Annotated in this window: 14 protein-coding genes and 1 pseudogene; 1 reads left to right on the top strand and 14 read right to left on the bottom strand. The window is 75.7% G+C overall.

What is annotated here, in order from left to right; all coding sequences use genetic code 11:
* Positions 1–2: 2 nt before the first annotated feature.
* The 9 genes and pseudogenes from ACIQ9E_RS27035 to ACIQ9E_RS26995 form a co-directional block, all read right to left on the bottom strand.
* Positions 3–1,292, bottom strand: coding sequence for a nitroreductase (locus ACIQ9E_RS27035; protein WP_403711336.1), 1,290 nt, complete (start codon positions 1,290–1,292; stop codon positions 3–5).
* A gap of 11 nt (positions 1,293–1,303) precedes the next feature.
* On the bottom strand, positions 1,304–2,686 hold the full coding sequence (locus tag ACIQ9E_RS27030; protein WP_403711334.1) for a YcaO-like family protein: 1,383 nt from the start codon (positions 2,684–2,686) through the stop codon (positions 1,304–1,306).
* Positions 2,683–4,227, bottom strand: coding sequence for a CocE/NonD family hydrolase (locus tag ACIQ9E_RS27025; RefSeq protein ID WP_403711332.1), 1,545 nt, complete (start codon positions 4,225–4,227; stop codon positions 2,683–2,685). The genes ACIQ9E_RS27030 and ACIQ9E_RS27025 overlap by 4 nt, the downstream gene beginning before the upstream one ends.
* Positions 4,224–5,141, bottom strand: coding sequence for a hypothetical protein (locus tag ACIQ9E_RS27020; protein ID WP_403711330.1), 918 nt, complete (start codon positions 5,139–5,141; stop codon positions 4,224–4,226). Before ACIQ9E_RS27020 ends, ACIQ9E_RS27025 begins: the two co-directional genes overlap by 4 nt.
* A 381-nt stretch (positions 5,142–5,522) precedes the next feature.
* Positions 5,523–5,663 (bottom strand): streptamidine family RiPP, encoded by a 141-nt coding sequence (gene amiA / locus ACIQ9E_RS27015; RefSeq protein ID WP_006350673.1) that lies wholly within the window; start codon positions 5,661–5,663, stop codon positions 5,523–5,525.
* 56 nt (positions 5,664–5,719) lie between these two features.
* Positions 5,720–6,539, bottom strand: a pseudogene (locus ACIQ9E_RS27010) (ABC transporter ATP-binding protein).
* Between the two features lie 107 nt (positions 6,540–6,646).
* Positions 6,647–7,657: a FecCD family ABC transporter permease gene (locus ACIQ9E_RS27005; protein WP_403711328.1), complete on the bottom strand. Its 1,011-nt coding sequence runs from the start codon at positions 7,655–7,657 to the stop codon at positions 6,647–6,649.
* The gene (locus ACIQ9E_RS27000) at positions 7,654–8,700 is read right to left on the bottom strand and encodes a FecCD family ABC transporter permease (protein ID WP_403711326.1); all 1,047 of its coding nucleotides are present in this window, start codon (positions 8,698–8,700) and stop codon (positions 7,654–7,656) included. The genes ACIQ9E_RS27005 and ACIQ9E_RS27000 overlap by 4 nt, the downstream gene beginning before the upstream one ends.
* Entirely contained in the window at positions 8,697–9,671 is a 975-nt protein-coding gene (locus ACIQ9E_RS26995; RefSeq protein ID WP_403711324.1) for an ABC transporter substrate-binding protein, read from the bottom strand. The genes ACIQ9E_RS27000 and ACIQ9E_RS26995 overlap by 4 nt, the downstream gene beginning before the upstream one ends.
* A 168-nt stretch (positions 9,672–9,839) precedes the next feature.
* Here ACIQ9E_RS26995 and ACIQ9E_RS26990 point away from each other — a divergent pair, with 168 nt between their 5' ends.
* Positions 9,840–11,093 (top strand): hypothetical protein, encoded by a 1,254-nt coding sequence (locus ACIQ9E_RS26990; RefSeq protein WP_403711567.1) that lies wholly within the window; start codon positions 9,840–9,842, stop codon positions 11,091–11,093.
* Between the two features lie 28 nt (positions 11,094–11,121).
* Here ACIQ9E_RS26990 and ACIQ9E_RS26985 read toward each other — a convergent pair whose 3' ends face one another.
* From ACIQ9E_RS26985 to ACIQ9E_RS26965, 5 genes are all read right to left on the bottom strand, one after another.
* The gene (locus ACIQ9E_RS26985) at positions 11,122–12,327 is read right to left on the bottom strand and encodes a lanthionine synthetase LanC family protein (protein WP_403711322.1); all 1,206 of its coding nucleotides are present in this window, start codon (positions 12,325–12,327) and stop codon (positions 11,122–11,124) included.
* 78 nt (positions 12,328–12,405) lie between these two features.
* The gene (locus ACIQ9E_RS26980; protein ID WP_403711320.1) at positions 12,406–12,567 is read right to left on the bottom strand and encodes a hypothetical protein; all 162 of its coding nucleotides are present in this window, start codon (positions 12,565–12,567) and stop codon (positions 12,406–12,408) included.
* A gap of 21 nt (positions 12,568–12,588) precedes the next feature.
* Positions 12,589–15,249, bottom strand: a complete 2,661-nt coding sequence (locus ACIQ9E_RS26975) for a lantibiotic dehydratase (protein WP_403711318.1) — start codon at positions 15,247–15,249, stop codon at positions 12,589–12,591.
* Between the two features lies 1 nt (position 15,250).
* A complete protein-coding gene (locus tag ACIQ9E_RS26970; protein ID WP_403711316.1) occupies positions 15,251–16,060 on the bottom strand; it encodes a thiopeptide-type bacteriocin biosynthesis protein in 810 nt (269 codons plus the stop codon).
* Positions 16,061–16,297: 237 nt separating this feature from the next.
* The gene (locus ACIQ9E_RS26965) at positions 16,298–16,843 is read right to left on the bottom strand and encodes a hypothetical protein (RefSeq protein ID WP_403711314.1); all 546 of its coding nucleotides are present in this window, start codon (positions 16,841–16,843) and stop codon (positions 16,298–16,300) included.

Here is a 16,843-nt window from a genome sequence, read left to right as displayed (position 1 = left end):
CGTCAGGGGGCGGTGAACGCCAGGCCGTGCACGATCCACCGGTGGCCCGGGGGTGCGCCGAGTGCGGCGCCGAGGTCGGCGTTCTGCCAGGAGCCGACGGGCCGGGCGGGCAGTCCGGCAGCGGTGGCCGCGAGCTGGGCGTGTCCGATGCCGTATCCGGCGCGGAGATGGTCGCGGCGGATCCGGGCGGGGTCGGCGGTCGACGGGCAGCCGACGGCGAGGAGGACGGCTCCGGTGCGGGCGATCCAGCCCTGGCCCGCGGCCCAGTGGGCGAGGGTGTCGAGGACGGGTCCCACGGCCTCCGTTCGCAGACCGCTTCCCGTTCCGGCCCGGCTCCGGGCCCCGGCTCCGGTCAGGAGTGCGGGGTGGTCGCCGCCCACGGCCAGCCACCACGCGGGCCCGTCGGGTGCCGCGCCCCGGGCGGCGGCCAGTACCCGCAGCAGCTGCTCCGGGGAGGGCGGCCGGCCGGTGGCGAGGGCGGCGGGTTCGGCGCTGCGCCGGGCCCGGACGGTGCCCGGGTGCGCGGACCTCCGTGCGGTGTACCAGGTGCCGTGCCGGTCTCCCGCGGCCGCGAGCAGCCGCAGGACTCCGCGCGCCCCGGCGATATCGGGGTGGGGGGCCGCCGTCTCCCGGTCCGTGAGGGCCGCGGGCCCGCCGCCGAGTTCGCCGTCGGGGGTGAGCCGGACGACGGCCAGCGGTATGCCGTGGGTACGGCCCCGCGGGGGCGGGGGTACGGCTCCGGCCGCGAGGTCGAGGCAGTAGGCCCCGGCTCCGGCGGCCACCAGGGCGGCCACGGTGTGCCCGGTGTCCAGCAGCGTCAGCGGCCAGGCCCGGTGCCGGTAGTGGGAGACGGTCCGCTCGGGGGCGATCTCCAGTACGGCGAAGGCGCCGCGGGCCACGGGCGCCGACGGGGGTCCGAGGGGATGGAGCCGGTGGGTGCCGGGTTCGTAGGCGTACTGTCCGGTGGGCAGTCCGGCGCCGGGTCCGGCGAGCAGCCGTACGGAGACGGGGTGCAGCGCCCCGGCGGAGGGGGCGGGCCGGAACCGGCCGCCCGCGACGGAGTTCCGCAGCAGCGGGTCCAGTGCCGCGGGCACGGGCAGCCCCCGGTCCCGCCGGTGCGGCGCGACGGGCCAGTACGGCAGATCGGGGCCGGGCACCCGGGTCGAACGGGCCAGGGCGAGGGCGGCGGTCACGGTCGGCACCATCGTCCGGGGCGCCCCCGAAGAACCCGCGCCGGGCGCGGTCGGCCGGGCCCGTGCAGCCGGAAGGCCGGCCGTCAGTACAGCCTGCATCGGGGTGTTCCTCACATGTGGGGCGGCGGAACGAGCGTGAAGTGGGAGGCGCGGGTGGGCGGTTCGGCGCGCCAGCCGCGTTCGACGGCGGCCGTGGCGAACCGGGGGCTGCCGAAGTAGGCGAAGGCGGCGGGGGCGTTCGGGATCAGCCCGGTGACCAGGGTGCGGGCGACCCGCAGTTCGGTGCGGGCGACGTCCTCCGTGGTCAGGTCGACGGTGAGGACGCGGTGTCCGCGCTCCGCCAGCGCGGCGCGGAGCCGGCCCGGGTCGCCGGCGGGGATATCGGTGACGGGGACGGTGCCGAGGGCGGGCCGGGTGAACCGGCGGGCGAGGGGCGCGGTGCGCGGGTCGAGCCACACCTGCACCTGTGCGCCGAGGTCCCGTACCGCGGCGAAATCGTCGCCGCAGTCGTCGAGATAGCGCCGGTCGGCGCGGTGGTCGAAGTAGAGGCCGCGGGCGAGCAGTCCGGCGTCGACGGCGCGGAAGACCCAGCCGTCGGGGTCGGTGGCCCCCTGGGTGAACACCCAGGTGTGCACGGCTTCGAGTACGGCCTTGCGGACGGCTTCCGCCGGATCGTAGCGGCAGGCGAACCCGGCCGCGTACAGGCCCCGGGCGGGGTCGTGGACGAGTGCGGCGGCGCAGGGCGCGAACTCGGACGGCAGTTCGACGGCGCTGATCTCCAGGGCGCAGCCGGCGAGGTCGGCGGCGAGTCCGGGTACGGAGTCGAGGTCGATACCGCGGGTGGGTCCTTCGAGATGCCACCAGAGTTCCAGGGCATCGCGTTCGACGGTTTCGAGGAGGCCGCGTTCGGCGGCGTCGTCGAGGCCCCGGCCGGTGGCGATGCCCGCGTAGTTGAGGTGGTGGGTGCGGGGCAGGTCGCGCAGCGGGCCCTGCCGCCAGTTGAGGTGGGAGAGGGCGACGGGCACCCAGCACGGTTCCCCGTTCTCGTCGGCGCGTGTCCAGAGGGCGGGGGTGTCGGGGGTGAGGGGCCGGTAGGGGAAGCCGGGGCGGGCGTACTGCCAGTCGGCGTAGGCGGGCACCTCGCCGGTCCCGTACACCCGGTGCCCTTCGGCGGTGAGTCCGGCGGCGGTGGCCCGGCGCGGCGCCCGGGGGTGGCCGGGGGGCGGGAGCCGGTTGCCGCAGTAGCGTTCCACGGCCTCGGCGACGGCCGCGATCCGGGCGCCCTCGGGGTCGCCGAAGGTGGTGCCGAGGGAGACCCGGTCGGCGGGCCAGGCACCGAAGCGGCGGGCGTCGGACACCTCCGCCGTCATGGCGGTGTAGCGGGGCGGGGCCCCGGCGGGGTGCGGTACGGGCCGGACGTCGCGGACGATTCCGCAGACGGGGTCGGTGAGATGGCCGATCGGCAGCGGTGCGGGGGCGGTCGCGCTGGTCATATGCGTATCTCCTGGGAGAGGTCCGGTACGGCGTCGGAGCCGCGCAGTTCGGCGACGGGCAGCAGCAGGGCACTGGCGCCGGGGCGCAGGGTCCGCTGCGAGGGCAGGAGCCGGACGGCGGTGACGGGGTCCTCCCCGGTGTGGGGGTTGCGGGCATGGGCGGGGAAGTGGTGTCCGGCGGCTTCGATCCGGATCCGGGTGCCCGCGGGCAGTCGGCGGGCGAGGGGCCCGAGGGGCACGGTGACGGTGGACCAGGTGCCGGGCGGGCAGGCGGTACGGGCGGTGCCGAGGGCGAGGGGTTCGGCGCGGCCCCGCGGGTCGAGGGCGACGAGGCGGACGAACCAGTCGGCGGCCGGGGTGTCGGCGGCGGCGTGGAGTTCGGCGGCGGCCGGGCCGAGGAGGTCGGTGTCGCGGGTCAGGGGCGCGGTGACGAAGAGCGCCCGGTCCACGGGTTCGTCCGGGGTCCGTGGCGGGTCGGCGCGCAGTTCGTCGGAGCGTACGGGGCGGGCGGGGTCGGCGCGGAAATCGGCGCCGTACAGCAGGGTGGTGTGCAACGGTCCGGCGGTCAGGGGGAAGCGGCGGGCGGCCGTGGGCTCGACGAGGGCGGCCGCCGGGAACCAGTGGGGTGTTCCGGCGAGTGCTACGGCGCCGCTTCGGCCCGCGGGCGGGCGGCCCTCGCAGACGGCGCGGGCCCAGGCGGCGGTGAGTCCGCCGATGTCGACGCGGTGTTCGGGACGGGCGCCGGGGCCGGGGTCGCGGACGAGCCGGTGGCCCCAGGGGCCGAGGAGCAGTCCGGCGGGGCCGCCCCAGGCGCGCCAGAGGGCGACGGTGTCGGCGGCGAAGGGGTCGTGGGTGCCGCCGATCGCGAGCAGGGGGGTGCGCGCGGCGGGCGCGTCCCGGACGATGCGGTCGGTGCGGCGGGCCTGCCAGATGCCCGGCCAGGAGGGCAGGGCGCGCCCGAGGCGGGCTGGGAGGTCCCCGACGGGGAGATGCGCGAGGAGGCCGGGGTCCTTCGACAGCAGCCGGTCGAGGGCGGCGGGGTCGGAGTCGGCGCGGTCGCCGTGCGCGGCCCACCAGCCGGCCCGGCCGAGGAGGCGTTCGGCGCCGGAGGGTTCCCGGGCGGTCTCTCCGGTGCCGAGCGCGGGTACGGCGGCGACGACCCCGTCGGGCGGCGCACCGAAGCCGCCGCCGGCCGCGGTGACCAGGGCGCAGTAGGCGGCGTAGGAGGATCCGGCGGCGACGACGCGTCCGTTGCTCCAGCGGCGCCCGCGGATCCACCGCAGGGTCGCGGCGCCGTCGGCGCCCTCGTGGGTGTAGGGCCGCCAGTCGCCGCCGGATCCGTACCGTCCGCGGACGTCCTGGACGACGGCGGCGAAGCCGAGCGCGGTCCAGGCGCGGGCTTCGTGCCGGTGGGCGCGGCGGCCGTAGGGGGTGCGGATGAGGACGGCCGGGCAGGGGCGTTCGGCGGGGCCGGGGGGCGGGAGGTGGACGTCGGTGGCGAGGAACACCCCGCCGGAGGGCACCCGGACGGTCCGGGTCACGGGGTGTTCCGGCCGGCCGGGAGCGGGGCGCACTCCGGGACCGGGAGGACGGGGTGCGCGGTCGTGGTCAGATCGCGCAGGTCGATCCGGCGCAGTACCGGAGGTGTCCGGTCGGGGCCGAGCCGGAGCCGGGTCACGAGGTCGTGGACGAGCAGGGCGGCCGTGCAGGCGGCGGAGGCCTCGGTGTGCCGGGGTCCGTTGTCGGGGGTCCGCGATCCGGCCCAGTAGGCGGCGAGTTCGCGGTGGGCGGGGGTGGCGGCGAGCCGGCGCAGCCGGATGTCCGCGGAGGTGGTTCCGTACGGTCCGGAGGCGGGGGGTTCCAGCCAGGCTTCGGCGCCCTCGCGGTGGCAGCGCGCCCAGAGCACGCCGTCGCGGGAGAGCCGGTCGGCACGGTCCCACAGCCCCGGGGGTACCGGTCGGTCGAGGCACCAGACGACGGCGGTACGGGCTCCGGCGACGGCGCGGGTGGGGAGGTCGTCCGCGGCGGTGGGCACCGGTTCGGCACCGGCCGCGCGGACGAGCCGGGCCACGGGCCGGGTCAGCACCGGATCGCCCAGGAGGAGGAGGGTGGTTCCGGTGAGCGGGCGGTCGCCCGCGGGGGCCGGGTCCCGGGTCGCGTATCCGGCGTCCTCGAAGGCGGCGAGCAGCCGGTCAGAAGCGGGTGTGTGCTCCGGCTCCGTGGCGGTCGGTGCGGTACGGGTCGCCGGGGCGGCGTCCGGTAGCGGGACCGGCCCGGCAGCGGGCGGCGGCTCGGGCGTCGCGAGGGGCCCGCCGCCGAACAGGCGCAGGAGATCCTCCTCGGGGACGTCCGCGGTGTCGACCCGGAGGAAGGTGCCGTCGGGGGTGCGCAGGGCCAGCCCCCTGCCGGGCACGGCGACCAGGGCGGTCCCGGGTTTGAGGCGGGGGGTGTTCACGATCGGGCTCCTCGGCTCGGCCATGTGCTGGGCGACTTGGCGCTGATTCTGTGGATCGGTCCTCGGCCCCCGGGGCCGGGAACCGCCGGGACTTCCCTCCGGAGCCCCCCGGCCGGGTCCGGTCCGGGCGGTCTCCGGGCCCGGCCGGTGCTGTGACCGGAGAGGTCTGCCGCCGGGCGGCCCCCCGGCCCTGCGGCTGGGCGTGGTCGTACGTGCGTGGTCCGGCAACGCGGCGGGGGTCCCGCCGGGCCGCCGGGCCCGGGGAGTGCCCTGCGATTCCCCGGACGGGGAGGGCGGACGGCGCCGGGCGCACTCGGGGAGGCGACGCCCGGCAGCCGTCCGGTCATGCGGTCATGCGGTCATGCGGTCATGCGGCGAGCGTCACTCGCCGGCGTCGGCCTCGACGTCCGCAGCAGCCGCATCGTCGAACGGGTTCTCGACGAGCGCGTTGCAGTGGCTCGCCGACAGGTGCGCGAGCTGGGCGGGGTCGGCGATCGGGGCGAACACCTTGTGCTGGTCCACGGCGTGGATTCCTTTCGTCCTGCGGATGTGCCCGCGGTCGCGAACACACCCCCACCTTAATGAATATGATTTTCATTCCGCAATGCCTTCGGTGATCGGCACGGGGTGATCCGGGTAACAGACGGGCCAGCCGCCTTCGGGATCGGCGCCGACCCGCCCGGCCACCCCCAGCACCCCGGCGAGCAGTTGGGGTGTGACGACCTCCCGGGGCGGACCGTCCGCGGCCACCACACCGTCCTTCAGAGCGACGATCCGGTCGGCGAACCGGGCCGCCTGGCCCAGGTCGTGCAGGACCATCAGCACCGTCAGGCCGCGTTCGCGGCGCAGCCGGTCCACCGTCGCCAGCACATCGAGCTGATGGCGCAGGTCCAGGAAGGTGGTGGGTTCGTCGAGCAGGAGGACCCGGGTGTCCTGGGCCAGCGCCATCGCCAGCCGGACCCGCTGGCGCTCCCCTCCGGAGAGGGAGGCGACCGGCCGGTCCGCCCATTCCGCGACCCCGACGTCGGCCATCGCCCGCGCGCTGACCGCGTCGTCGCCGCCGCGCAGCATGCCGAGCGGTCCCCGGGCGGCGTACCGCCCCTGGCACACCAGTTGACGTACCGTCATCCCGGCTGCGGGCGGGGCGGACTGGTGGAGCAGGGCGGCCTTGCGGGCCGCGTCCCGGCGGGCCAGCCGGGCGACGTCGTCGCCGTCGAGCCGGATCCGGCCCCGCGACGGGCGCAGCAGCCCGGCGCAGAGCCGGAGCAGGGTGCTCTTTCCGCAGCCGTTCAGGCCGATCAGGGCGACGGACTCGCCATCGCGTACGGACAGTTCGACCCCGCGGAGGACCTCCCGTCCGGGGTAGCCGAAGTGGACACCCTCCGCCCGGACCACCACCGGACCGCCGTCCGCGGCGGCCCGGACCTCCGGCGAATCCGGCGCCTTCCCGTCTTCGCGGTTCGCCGCGGTCATCCCGCCCGGCCCCCGTTTCCGCCCGGTTTCCGTCATGCCGGTGTCTCCTCCTCACGGATACGGCGGGCCACGATCAGCAGCAGTGCCGCGCCCGCGCAGGTGGTCAGCGCCCCGGTCGGGACGCTCAGCCGGTCGGCGTCCAGGACGCCGGTCAGCAGCCGGGACAGCGCCTGGGCCGCGGCGTCCGCTCCGCCGACCACCGCCGCCCCGGTGAGCGCCGCGCCCGGCAGGGCGGTGCGCAGGTCGGCTCCGTACAGCGCGAACGCGAGGTGCGGTACGAGCAGTCCGACGAAGCCGAGGGCGCCGACGGTGGCCACCGCCCCGGCGGTCAGGGCGACGGCGCAGGCGAGGGCGGCGAGCCGGAGACGTCCGGTGGCCAGTCCGCGGGCGGCGGCCTCGTCGTCGCCGCAGCGCAGCAGGGTCAGCGGCGCGGCCAGGGCCCAGGCGGCGAGCAGCCAGCACAGCGCCCAGGGCCACAGCAGGTTCCAGTGGTCGTGGACCCGGCCCTCGGTGGAGCCGACCAGCCACTGGACGACGCTGCCCAGTTCGCCGGGGGCGGCCAGGAGGACCATGGCGGTCGCCCCGGACAGGACGGCCGAGACCAGGACCCCGTAGACGACGGCGCCGAAGGGGTCGGCGCGTTCCCGGCCGGTGAGCAGCCACAGCAGCCCCGCTCCCGCGAAGCCGCCGATGACGGCCGCGACCACCACGGCCCCGGGCGACTGCCAGCCGGCGAGCCCGGCGCCCGAGGCGACGACCGCCCCGAGGACCGCGCCCGGGGCGACGCCGGTCACCTCGGGTCCGGCGAGCGGATTGGCCAGCGCGGACTGGAGCACGATGCCCGCGACCCCGAGACAAGCACCCGCGGTGAGCGCCACCAGGGTGCGCGGCAGCCGCAGTTCGAGGACGATATGCCGGTCGAGGGGGGAGCCGCCGCCCATGAGCACCTCCCAGACCCCGGCGGGTCCGAGGGCCCGCCCGGCGGTCATTCCGGCGCATCCGGCGGCCACCACCAGCACGAGGAGCAGCAGCAGACGTCTCATTCGGCACCTCCGCGGCGGCTCGGGGGCATTCCGTGGGGGCCGTGCCTGCCGGCGGACACCTCGGGCCCCCGGGGGCCGGTGCGCGGCCCCTTCGAACGGCCTGTCACCGGAGGCCTTTTGAGCAGGAGTACGCCCGCGGGGACCCCCAGCAGCGCGGTCCACGCGCCCACCGGTGTCTCGACGGGCGCGAGGGCGAGCCGGGCGGGCAGATCCGCCCAGGCCACGATGAGCGCACCCCAGACCGCGGACCAGGGCAGCCACCCCACGGCGTCCTTCCCGGGCGCCAGCCTGCGCGCCAGCTGCGGGGCGAGGAAACCGACCCAGGCCACCGGGCCGCAGACCGCGACCACGGGGGCGATCAGCACGACCGCGACGGCGAGCGCGGCCGTCCGGGCACGGTTCACCCGCACCCCGAGGGCCCGGGCGTCGTCGTCGCCGAGCCTCAGCACCGACAGCACCGGCGCGCACAGCACCAGCGCCGGTACGGCCGCCACCAGCCACGGCGTCAGCTCGGTGACATCGTCCCAGGTACGGGCCGAGAGGCTGCCGAGGAGATAGCGGTGGATCAGCTGGAGGTCGAGCTGGTCGGCGAGGACCATCAGGACCAGCAGCGCCGACTGGAGCCCGGCGGCGACGGCCGCTCCGCAGAGCAGGACGGCGGAGGGGCCGCGGGCGGCCCCCGCGGCGAGCAGGGTGAGCGCCCCGCCCGCCGCAGCGCCGCCGATCGCGAGGAAGGGTTGCACCGCGAGGGGTACGGAGACGGCGAGGACGAGCGGCCCGGCGACCGCGAGGGCCGCCCCGGAGGAGACGCCGAGGAGTTCCGGGACGGCCAGCGGATTGCGCAGCGCCTCCTGGAGCACGAGCCCGGCGGCGCCCAGGCAGGCGCCGGCGATCAGGGCCAGCACCAGCCGGGGCAGCCGGAGTTCGGTGACCACGAACGCGTCGGCGAACTCCGCCGGGGGCACCGGCGGGGTGCCGAGGGCGAGCCCGCCGCACACCGCCGCCGTCAGCGCGCCCGCCGCGAGGACGGTCCGCCCGCTCACCGCAGCTTCGCCGTGGCCTCGTCGATCACGATGCCCAGCGACCGGGTGCCGCGGCCCTTGGCCCAGACCTCGGCGTCGACCTCGTACACCCGTCCTTCCCGGACGGCCGGGATCCGGGACCAGAGCGGGTTCTTGGCCAGTTTCCGCGACAGGGTGCCGTCCTGCGCCCCGCCGAAGGAGAGGGTTTCGACGAACAGGACGTCGACTTCGCGGGCGAGGATCTCCTCCAGGCTGTAACTGCCCTGCGCGCCGCGGCTCTGCCACGGGTAGTGCGACAGTTTGGGGAAGAGTCCGGCGGTGACGTCGGTTCCGGGGGTGGCGACGCCGAAGTTCTCGTCGCTGCCGAAGACGATCAGGCTGGTCCGCTCGCTGGGGTTGTTCTCCGCGCGGGCGAGCTTCTCCCGGAACCGCCGCTCGGCCTGTTCGCCCTGTTCGGTACGGCCGGTGAGCGCGGCCAGCTCGCGCAGATGGCGGATGCTGTCCCGCCAGTCGCCGGGCTGGACGGGCCAGAAGACGGTGGCGCCCTGGAGCGCGGGCGCAAGCCTGCCGTGGGTGTCGGCGAGGCCGATCACCAGATCGGGCCGGTGGGAGAGCACGGCTTCGGTCTCCGGGCTGAGGAAGCCGCCCGGGATCTGCGGGATCCGCTCCGCCCGCGCCTTCCCGAGGAAGCGGGGGTGGGCGAGGAGCGCGGAGTTGGTGGCGACGGGCGCGAGGCCCAGTTCGACGAGCATGTCGTCGCAGAGCGCGACCAGGCAGACGATGCGTTCGGGCGGCTTCGCGGTGGTGATGCGTACCCCCTTGCCGTCGGTGACGGTCCGCGCGGGGGCGATGGGCGCCACCCGTATGTCCGTCGCCTCGCCCTTCTCCCCCGCCGCGTCGCCGTCGTTCGCGGCCGTGCCGCATCCCGCCAGCAGGGTGCCCGCCAGGGCGGCGGCGACCAGCCTGCGCACCACGCAGACCCTCGTTCGCATTTTCATAATTCCTCCCCTATATCCGTTTTCGGATCCGTCCGGCCGCGTCGATCCGGCCGTCCGGAACCACTTGCGCACGCCGCCTTCCGCGACGCACGATACGAGCCACATGATAATCATTTTCAGTAATGCTCGGTTCCCCGCCCTCAGGAGTCGCTTGTGTCGCCCGTGTCGTCCGCCCCGTCCGCATCGCCCCGTCTCCTCGTCGCCGACCATGTGGCCGGTGGTCTACGGGTGTTCGACCCGTCCGACGGCCGGGAGACGGCGTTCCTGCCCGGCCGCCACCCCGCCGAGCACGCCGGATTCCTCGCGCTGCCCGGAGGCCGTACCGCCTTCGTCGACGACCGGGCGGGCGAACTGGTCGTCCTCGACCCCCATCGCCCGGACCGCGGCGGCCCGCTCGTCACGGCGACCGCGCCCGTGGCCGTACCGGCGGAACATCTGGCCGCCGATCCCGCCGGGCTGCGGATCGCGGTGACCACCGGTCTCGGCCGCAACGAGGAACCCTGGAGCGACCTGCTGACCGCCGTCGACCTCGGCGCGGACGGCGGGCCGCGCGCGGTGCGGGTACGGACCAGGACCGGCGAACCGGGGGTCGTTCTGGTGCCCCCGCCCGACGGCGCGGACCCCGGCGACACCTGGGTGGTGCTGCGGCAGCGCGAACCGGGGGCGCTGGCGGTGTATCCCTGGGCCGCGCTGGAGACGGCGCCCCCGTCGTGCCCGCCCATGGCACCGCGGTACGGTCTGCCGCTGCCGGACGACGGGCACGGCGATGCGTACGACCCGCTCTCGGGCCTGCTGTTCGCGGCCACCGGGCAGGGCGTGCACCGGGCGCGCCGGACGGGCGACGCCCTGGTTCCGGAGGCCCCGCTGCCCTGGGGCGGTGCGGGCCGCGGCTACTATCTGCGGCTGGACCCGGTGCGGCGGACCCTGTGGTCGACGGTCCGGGGCGGGCCCGGTGACCCCGAGCGGTGGCCCGAGTGGACCAACTGCGCCTGGTGGTACGGGTTGGATTCGGACCGTACCGGCCGGATCCCGCTCGGCCCGGGTCTGGTGTTCCGCTTCGCCGTCGCCGCCCGGTATCTCGCGTTCGCCCGGATCCATCCGGACGGCGACGAACTGATCGTGCTCCGACCGGACACCGGCCGCATCACCGCCCGCGTCCCGCTGCCCCCGATGTCCGGTGCCCCGCGCCCGGGTTCGGCCCCCTGGGACGGGGTGCAGCGGCGGGCCGTGGCCGCTTCACCGGGCCACGACCTGATCGCCGTCACCCGGGGCGGCCACGGGGAGATCCATCTGATCGACGCGGCCGCGGGCGCGCTCGTCCGCACCCTGACCGTCCCCGGCCCGCTGGACGAGGGCGGTCTGCTCGCCCTGACCGCCCCCGGCGACGGCGCCGACGGGGATCCGGTGGGCCGCTGAGCCCGGACGCACGGTGCGGAGGGCCGGCCTACCGCAGTCCGAGGCAGGTCAGCCAGGACCGCGACGCCCCGTGGCCCGCCGTCAGCAGGGCGGCCAGAACCCCCGTCGTACCGCCGAGGAGTCCGGGGTGCCAGCTCGGCTCGTCGAGTTCGGGCAGCCGTGCCTCCAGATGGCGCAGCAGCTCCGTGCGCAGAGCGGCGGCCGCGGGGAGGTGGGCGTGCCGGGCGAAGGCATCGGCGACGGCGAGGACACCGGCCGCGCCATGGCAGATCCCGAGGCGGTCGGCGGGCAGCTCGCCGTAGAGGTGGTAGTCCGGGTCGTAGGCGTCGGCGAGGGTGGTGAAGGCAGTCGCCGCCCAGGCGGCGGTCCGCTCGTCGCCGAGGGCGTCGGCGGCGTCCCACAGGGCCCAGGCGACACCGGGGTTGCCGTAGCACCAGGCCTGCCGGGGGCAGGGGCCGGGGGCGGGCGGGGTGCCGTCGTGTCCGGCCGCGGCCCAGCTCCGGACGGAGCGGTCGTCGGTGAAGGACTGCCGGACCAGCCAGTCGACGGTACGGCGCAGGGCGCGGACGAGGTGCGGTTCGGGGCCGGTCCGGCGGACGGCGGCGGTCAGGGCCATGGTCAGCCCGGCGACGCCGTGGCCCGTACCGGTGTTGATCCGGCCGTGCAGCCAGTGCAGGTCGGGGTCGTTCTCGTAGGGGCCGGTACGGAGCCGGGGCAGAGCGGCGGAGTCGCAGAGCCCCACGAGGTGGTCGACGAGCGGCGCCGGATCGGCGGGGGCGGGGGCGGCATACAGGGCGAGCAGGGTTCCCGAAGGGCCGCTGATGAGGTCGTAGTCCGGGAGGGCGACCTGCTCGGTACGCCAGGGGCGCTGTCCCGCGGTGGCGAGGAGATGGCCGCGGAGCCGGTCCGCGAGGCGCAGCAGCGGGGGGTGGAGGGCGGCCGCGTGGTGCAGTCCGACGAGGGTTCCGGCGAGTCCGGAGTCGTACAGCGCATGGTGGTTGGGGCCGCGGCCGATGGTCGTGACCCAGGTGGCCACGGCGCGGCGCGCGGCCGATGCCGCGCTTCCGGATCCGGCCCCGGTGTCGGTCCCGGTGTCGCCGGTGGCGACGAGTGCGGCGAGGACGGGGATTCCGGGGTCGCAGGCGACGGCGGAGCCCGCGGTGAAACCGTGGAGGAGTCCGACGGCCCGCCCGAGGGGCTGCCGGAGGTCCGGAGGGGTCGGGGGGCGCGGCATGGGTGCTCCGAAAACAAAGGGGGGCGCGGTGAGCCGCCCGGTCATAGCGGCCGGGCGACTCGGTCGGTCCGGATCGGATCAGGCACAGATGCCGAGGATGGCGGTGCAGGCGAGGAACGTGCAGATGCCCACGGTGCTGGCCAGGTTCTCGGCGCCGGAGTCGGCCGTGGTGACGCGCTCCTCCAGCTCGTCGATCAGGGTGTCGATGTCGGTGATCTCGGCGATCTCGGCGATGGGCATGGGGTTCTCCTTCGTTTTCTTCTAGGGGGTGGTGACCGTCCCGGTGGCCGTCGCACAGGGAGTGCGGGGACCGGGAACGCCTGGGGTGAGCGCGGCGGCGGCGAGCGCGGCCAGCTCATCGGGGTCCCTGGTGGGGGCGAGGGTGAGGAGGAGCTGTCCGGCGACGGCGGCGCCGTGGTGGGCCGCGTCGCGCAGGGGGAGCCGGTCGGGCTCGGGCAGCATCTCCTCGAAGAGCAGGTCGTCGCCCGGTACGGTCGCGCAGAGCCGCTCGACGAGGGTGAGCGCGATGGGCGACGTCAGGTCGACGGGCAGTGGTTTGCCTCCGGTGGAGGGCCGCAGCAGGACGCAGCGCGGGAGTTGCTCGGCGCGGGCCAGAGCGGCCAGGGCGCGGGCCCGGGTGAAGTCCCCGTCCCGGGCGGGCCGGAACCGGTCCCGGGGGATCCGCCAGGTCGCGGGGGCGATGACGAGGTCACCGCCGGCGGTGAGCCGCGGGGTGCGGACGGTCTCGGGTGTGCCGGGGCAGGCGGCGGCGAATCCGTCGAGCCGCAGGGCGGTCGAGGCGGCGGGGTGGCCCGCGCGGAGCAGCAGGCCGGCGAGCAGATCGTACGGGGGCAGGGGGACGCGGGTGGCGTGGTGTACGGGCAGGAGGCGGACGCCGTCCGCTTCGGCGACGAGGCCGGCGCCGGGCGTTCGGCGCAGGGTGATGCGGTCGAGGGGGAGGTAGCGCTGCGGGGGGCCGCCGGGCGGGCAGTAGGCGGCGTGGTTCGGGTCGCCGGTCCACCAGCGGGTGGTGACGGGCCGTCGGACGGCGTTGGCGGCTCGCTCGCCCGCAGGGGGCAGCAGCAGTTCGACGAAGCGGGTGCCGCTGCGGCGCTCCACCGCGGCCAGGAAGGCGCGGTAGCCGCCGGTGGTTTCGAGGGGGCCGTGCAGGGTGTGCAGGGCCTCCGCGAACCGGGCGTCGAGGATATGGGCGGCGGACGCGGTTTCGAGGACGGCGACCGGTCCGGCGGGGCCGGGCAGCGGGCGCAGCAGACAGTCCAGCGGCCAGGGCGGCAGGGAGTCGGCGGCGGGCGGGGCGCCGAGGGTGTCGAGGAGGGTGTGGCCGATGTCGACCGTGGTGTCGTCGCGGTGGCGGTCGAGGTGGGCCAGCAGGCGGGCGTAGCCGGAGGCGGGGTCGTGGGCGGGGTGCCAGCCGGTGTAGCGGTACAGGGTGGTGAGGGCGGCCGGGGGTGATCCGTCGGAGCCGAGCAGGTCCGCGAGGAGGGCGCCGAGCGGGCGCGGCTCCTCGCCGATGGCGTCGGCCGCCGCGCGGGCGGCGGCGCCGTGGCCGGGTGCGGCGGCCAGATCGGCGCGGCGGAGCCGGTCCACCCGGGCGGCGACGCCCAGGGCGTGCCGGACCCGGTCGGCGGCGGCTTCCGGGACGGTGGCGTCCAGGGTGCGGTAGGAGTCGACGAACCAGTCGTCCGTCCGGCCCGTGCGGGCGGGGTGCGGCAGGGTGCCGGGGCGGCGCAGGTCGCGGGCGGGGACCCAGGATCCGGTGCGGCGGCGCGGCGCGGCGCAGGGCTGGAGCACTCCGAGCCGTACGAGATGGTCGAGGAGGCGGTGGAGCGCGGGGGCTCCGGCGGGCCCGGCGACGGCCCGTTCGAGGTCGGGGAGGGTGCGGGGGCCCGCCGCGAGCAGGCCGAGGATGGTGTCGAGTACGGGGGTGCGGCGGACGGCGACCTGCCGGGTCCGGGCGGGGTCGGCGGGGTCGACACCGTAGCAGCGGAGCCGCCCCTCGGGGTCGGTCACATGGAGCGCGGCGGGCGCGAAGGGGGTGGCCGGGTCGGTCTGCCACGGGTCGGCGGCGGTGAGCCGGGTCCGCAGCAGATGGACGTTCTCGGCGGCGGTGGCGGCGAGCGCGCCGACGGCCGCTCCGGGCGGCAGCAGCCGGGCGGACGCGCCGAACGGCAGGGGGGTGGCGCCCGGTCCGTGGTCTCCGGCGAGCCGGGCGGAGGGGGCGGCGGGCGGTCCGTTGCTGCCGGCGGGGCCGTCCACCACGGGTACGGCGGCGATATGGCAGGCCCAGCCCCGGGGTGTCGTCTTCACTGCGGACCGGGCGACGGCCCGCCACAGATAGCCGGACCGCTTCCGCAGCCTCTTGCCGGTCCAGCCTTCGCCTTCGGCGAGGATCCGGGCGATGTCCGCGGTCAGCCCGGGGCTCGCGGTGTCGACGAACGCGCGCAGCACGGGGCTCTCGTCCAGCAGCCGCCAGGCCAGCGCGCCCACCCGCTCGCGCTCACCGGCGACTTCCCGTTCGAGAGCGGACCGGGCCGCGGCGGCGGCGCGGGCGTCTCTGAGCAGCTCCCCGGCTTCGCGGGCCAGCGGCCAGGGCACGGCGGGCAGCCGGGTCAGCATCCCGCACTCCCCCGGCCGGGGTGCCGCGCCGGAGTGCAGCCGCCTGCGCAGGGCGAGCAGGGCATGGCGTTCGGCGTCGGCCAGCCGGGGGTCGGGCACGATCTCGCCGAGGGCGACGGCGAGCCGCCGGGCGCGCGCGGCCCTGCGGTCGGCGTCGTCGGCGTGGTCGGCGAGCCGGTCGGAGAGGCGGGGGTTGCCCGCGGCGGTCCACAGGGCGCACGGCACCCCGGCGATCCGGACGAGGGCGGTGCTGCCGAGCAGCGGCGGGCTGTTGTGGTCCGGCATGTCACACCACCCCGTCGGAGGCGAGGGCCTCGGTCAGCAGACACTGGCGGGCGGCGGGCAGCGCGGCGCGGTTCCAGTGGAAGATCACGGCGTAGGCGGCGGCGCGCCGGGGTCCGCGTACCGCCTGTCCGGCCTCGAAGTAGCCGGTCCGCCAGGCGTCGGCGGCGCTGCGGACGGCTTCGCCGTGGGCGGCGATCCGGGGCCGCCACTCCTCGGGCAGCGCGGCGAAGGCGCTCTCCCGGGGCCGCCCCCACCACTCCCGGATCCCCTGTTCGGCCCGGAGCCGCCCGCTGTCCCCGGGGCCGGGCTCCAGGGCCCGCCCGGTCTCGGTCCGTACGGCGTCCCAGACCCCGCGGTCCTCCCAGCCCACGATGGAGAGCCCGTCGAGGAGTTCGCGGAGCAGGAGCAGCGAGATCCGCCAGGTCGCGAGCGGCTGCCGGGTGGCGCCCTGCCGGTGGCAGTCCAGCCAGGCGAGGGCGTCGGCGGTGAACAGCCGGTGGACATAGGGCATGGAGGCGTCCCCGCCGAAGAGGTACGCCTCGGGCTCGTACACGGTGGCGACGGTGGATCCGAACCGGCCTGTGCATGCGAGCAGTTGCTCCCGGAGTCCGGATACGTCGTCGAGCCGCCGCGCCTGGAACCTGAGGCGGAGCCCGGGCGGTTTGTGCATGAAGAAGAACTCGCCCGCGGGCCCGTCGAGCAACTCCTGTGCCAGGTCGGCGATTTCGCCGTAGAGCGCGGGCGGGAGGGGGTACGCGGTGGTGAGGTTGATCTGGACCCAGCGGTCCTCGGGGTACTCGACATCCGGCATGGTCCACCTCCTCGCAACAGGAGCGGTGCGGCGTGGCGATTCTTCTCATGGAGTTAATTTCCTGATACCTATCAGATCCAAACAGATGTCGGATTTAGTCGTATGATGCGAATAATCCACTCTCGCATAGAGACGGCGACCGATTCGTTCTCCCCGTACGCACGGAGGCCCCACCAGTTTCCCAGTGAGGCCCCTCATGCGAAGCGCGATCAATCCCGAATCAGCCGGGAAGGGAGGTTACGACGGATCAGTAGGGCCGGACCCATAACGGAAGGCAGCGCCCTCCCCCATAGCACAAAGCCCCATACTGGAGAGGGATTTGTCACGCTCATCCCGCTCCATAAAGTCCCGGATCTCCGCTTTCGAGCTACGGGGAAGAATCTCGGTCACACTGTCGATCACCCGCCCCAAGCTGCTTCCGATCACCGAGGAAGCATGGTTCAAAGCGGCAAGAGGATAAAGACTGTCCCGGGGGTCCTCAAGTCGACTCAAAGCCATGCCGATCGCCACGATGCCGCGCTCCAGCGGACCACTGGAAGACTCTCTTACCGATACAGCAGCCATGCGCTCGGCATAAACACAGAGGACGGCCGCAGCTGAGGGTGTGACCTCTTCCATGACCTCCTCCCTGGACGCCTCGGTTGCGCCCATGAAATGGGCAACCACCAAATCGACGACAGCGTCCTGCTCGCTCGGGATCCCGACACGCAGATACCCGTTGAATTTCTTCCCCATCAGAACGGACGGCCTTGTCAATGAAAACTCCCCCTTCGTGAGTATCAT

It is taken from the genome of Streptomyces sp. NPDC094448 (assembly GCF_044763775.1).
Taxonomy (GTDB): domain Bacteria; phylum Actinomycetota; class Actinomycetes; order Streptomycetales; family Streptomycetaceae; genus Streptomyces.
The sequence above is the reverse complement of the archived record's forward strand: the minus strand, read 5'-3'. Positions and strand labels throughout refer to the sequence as shown.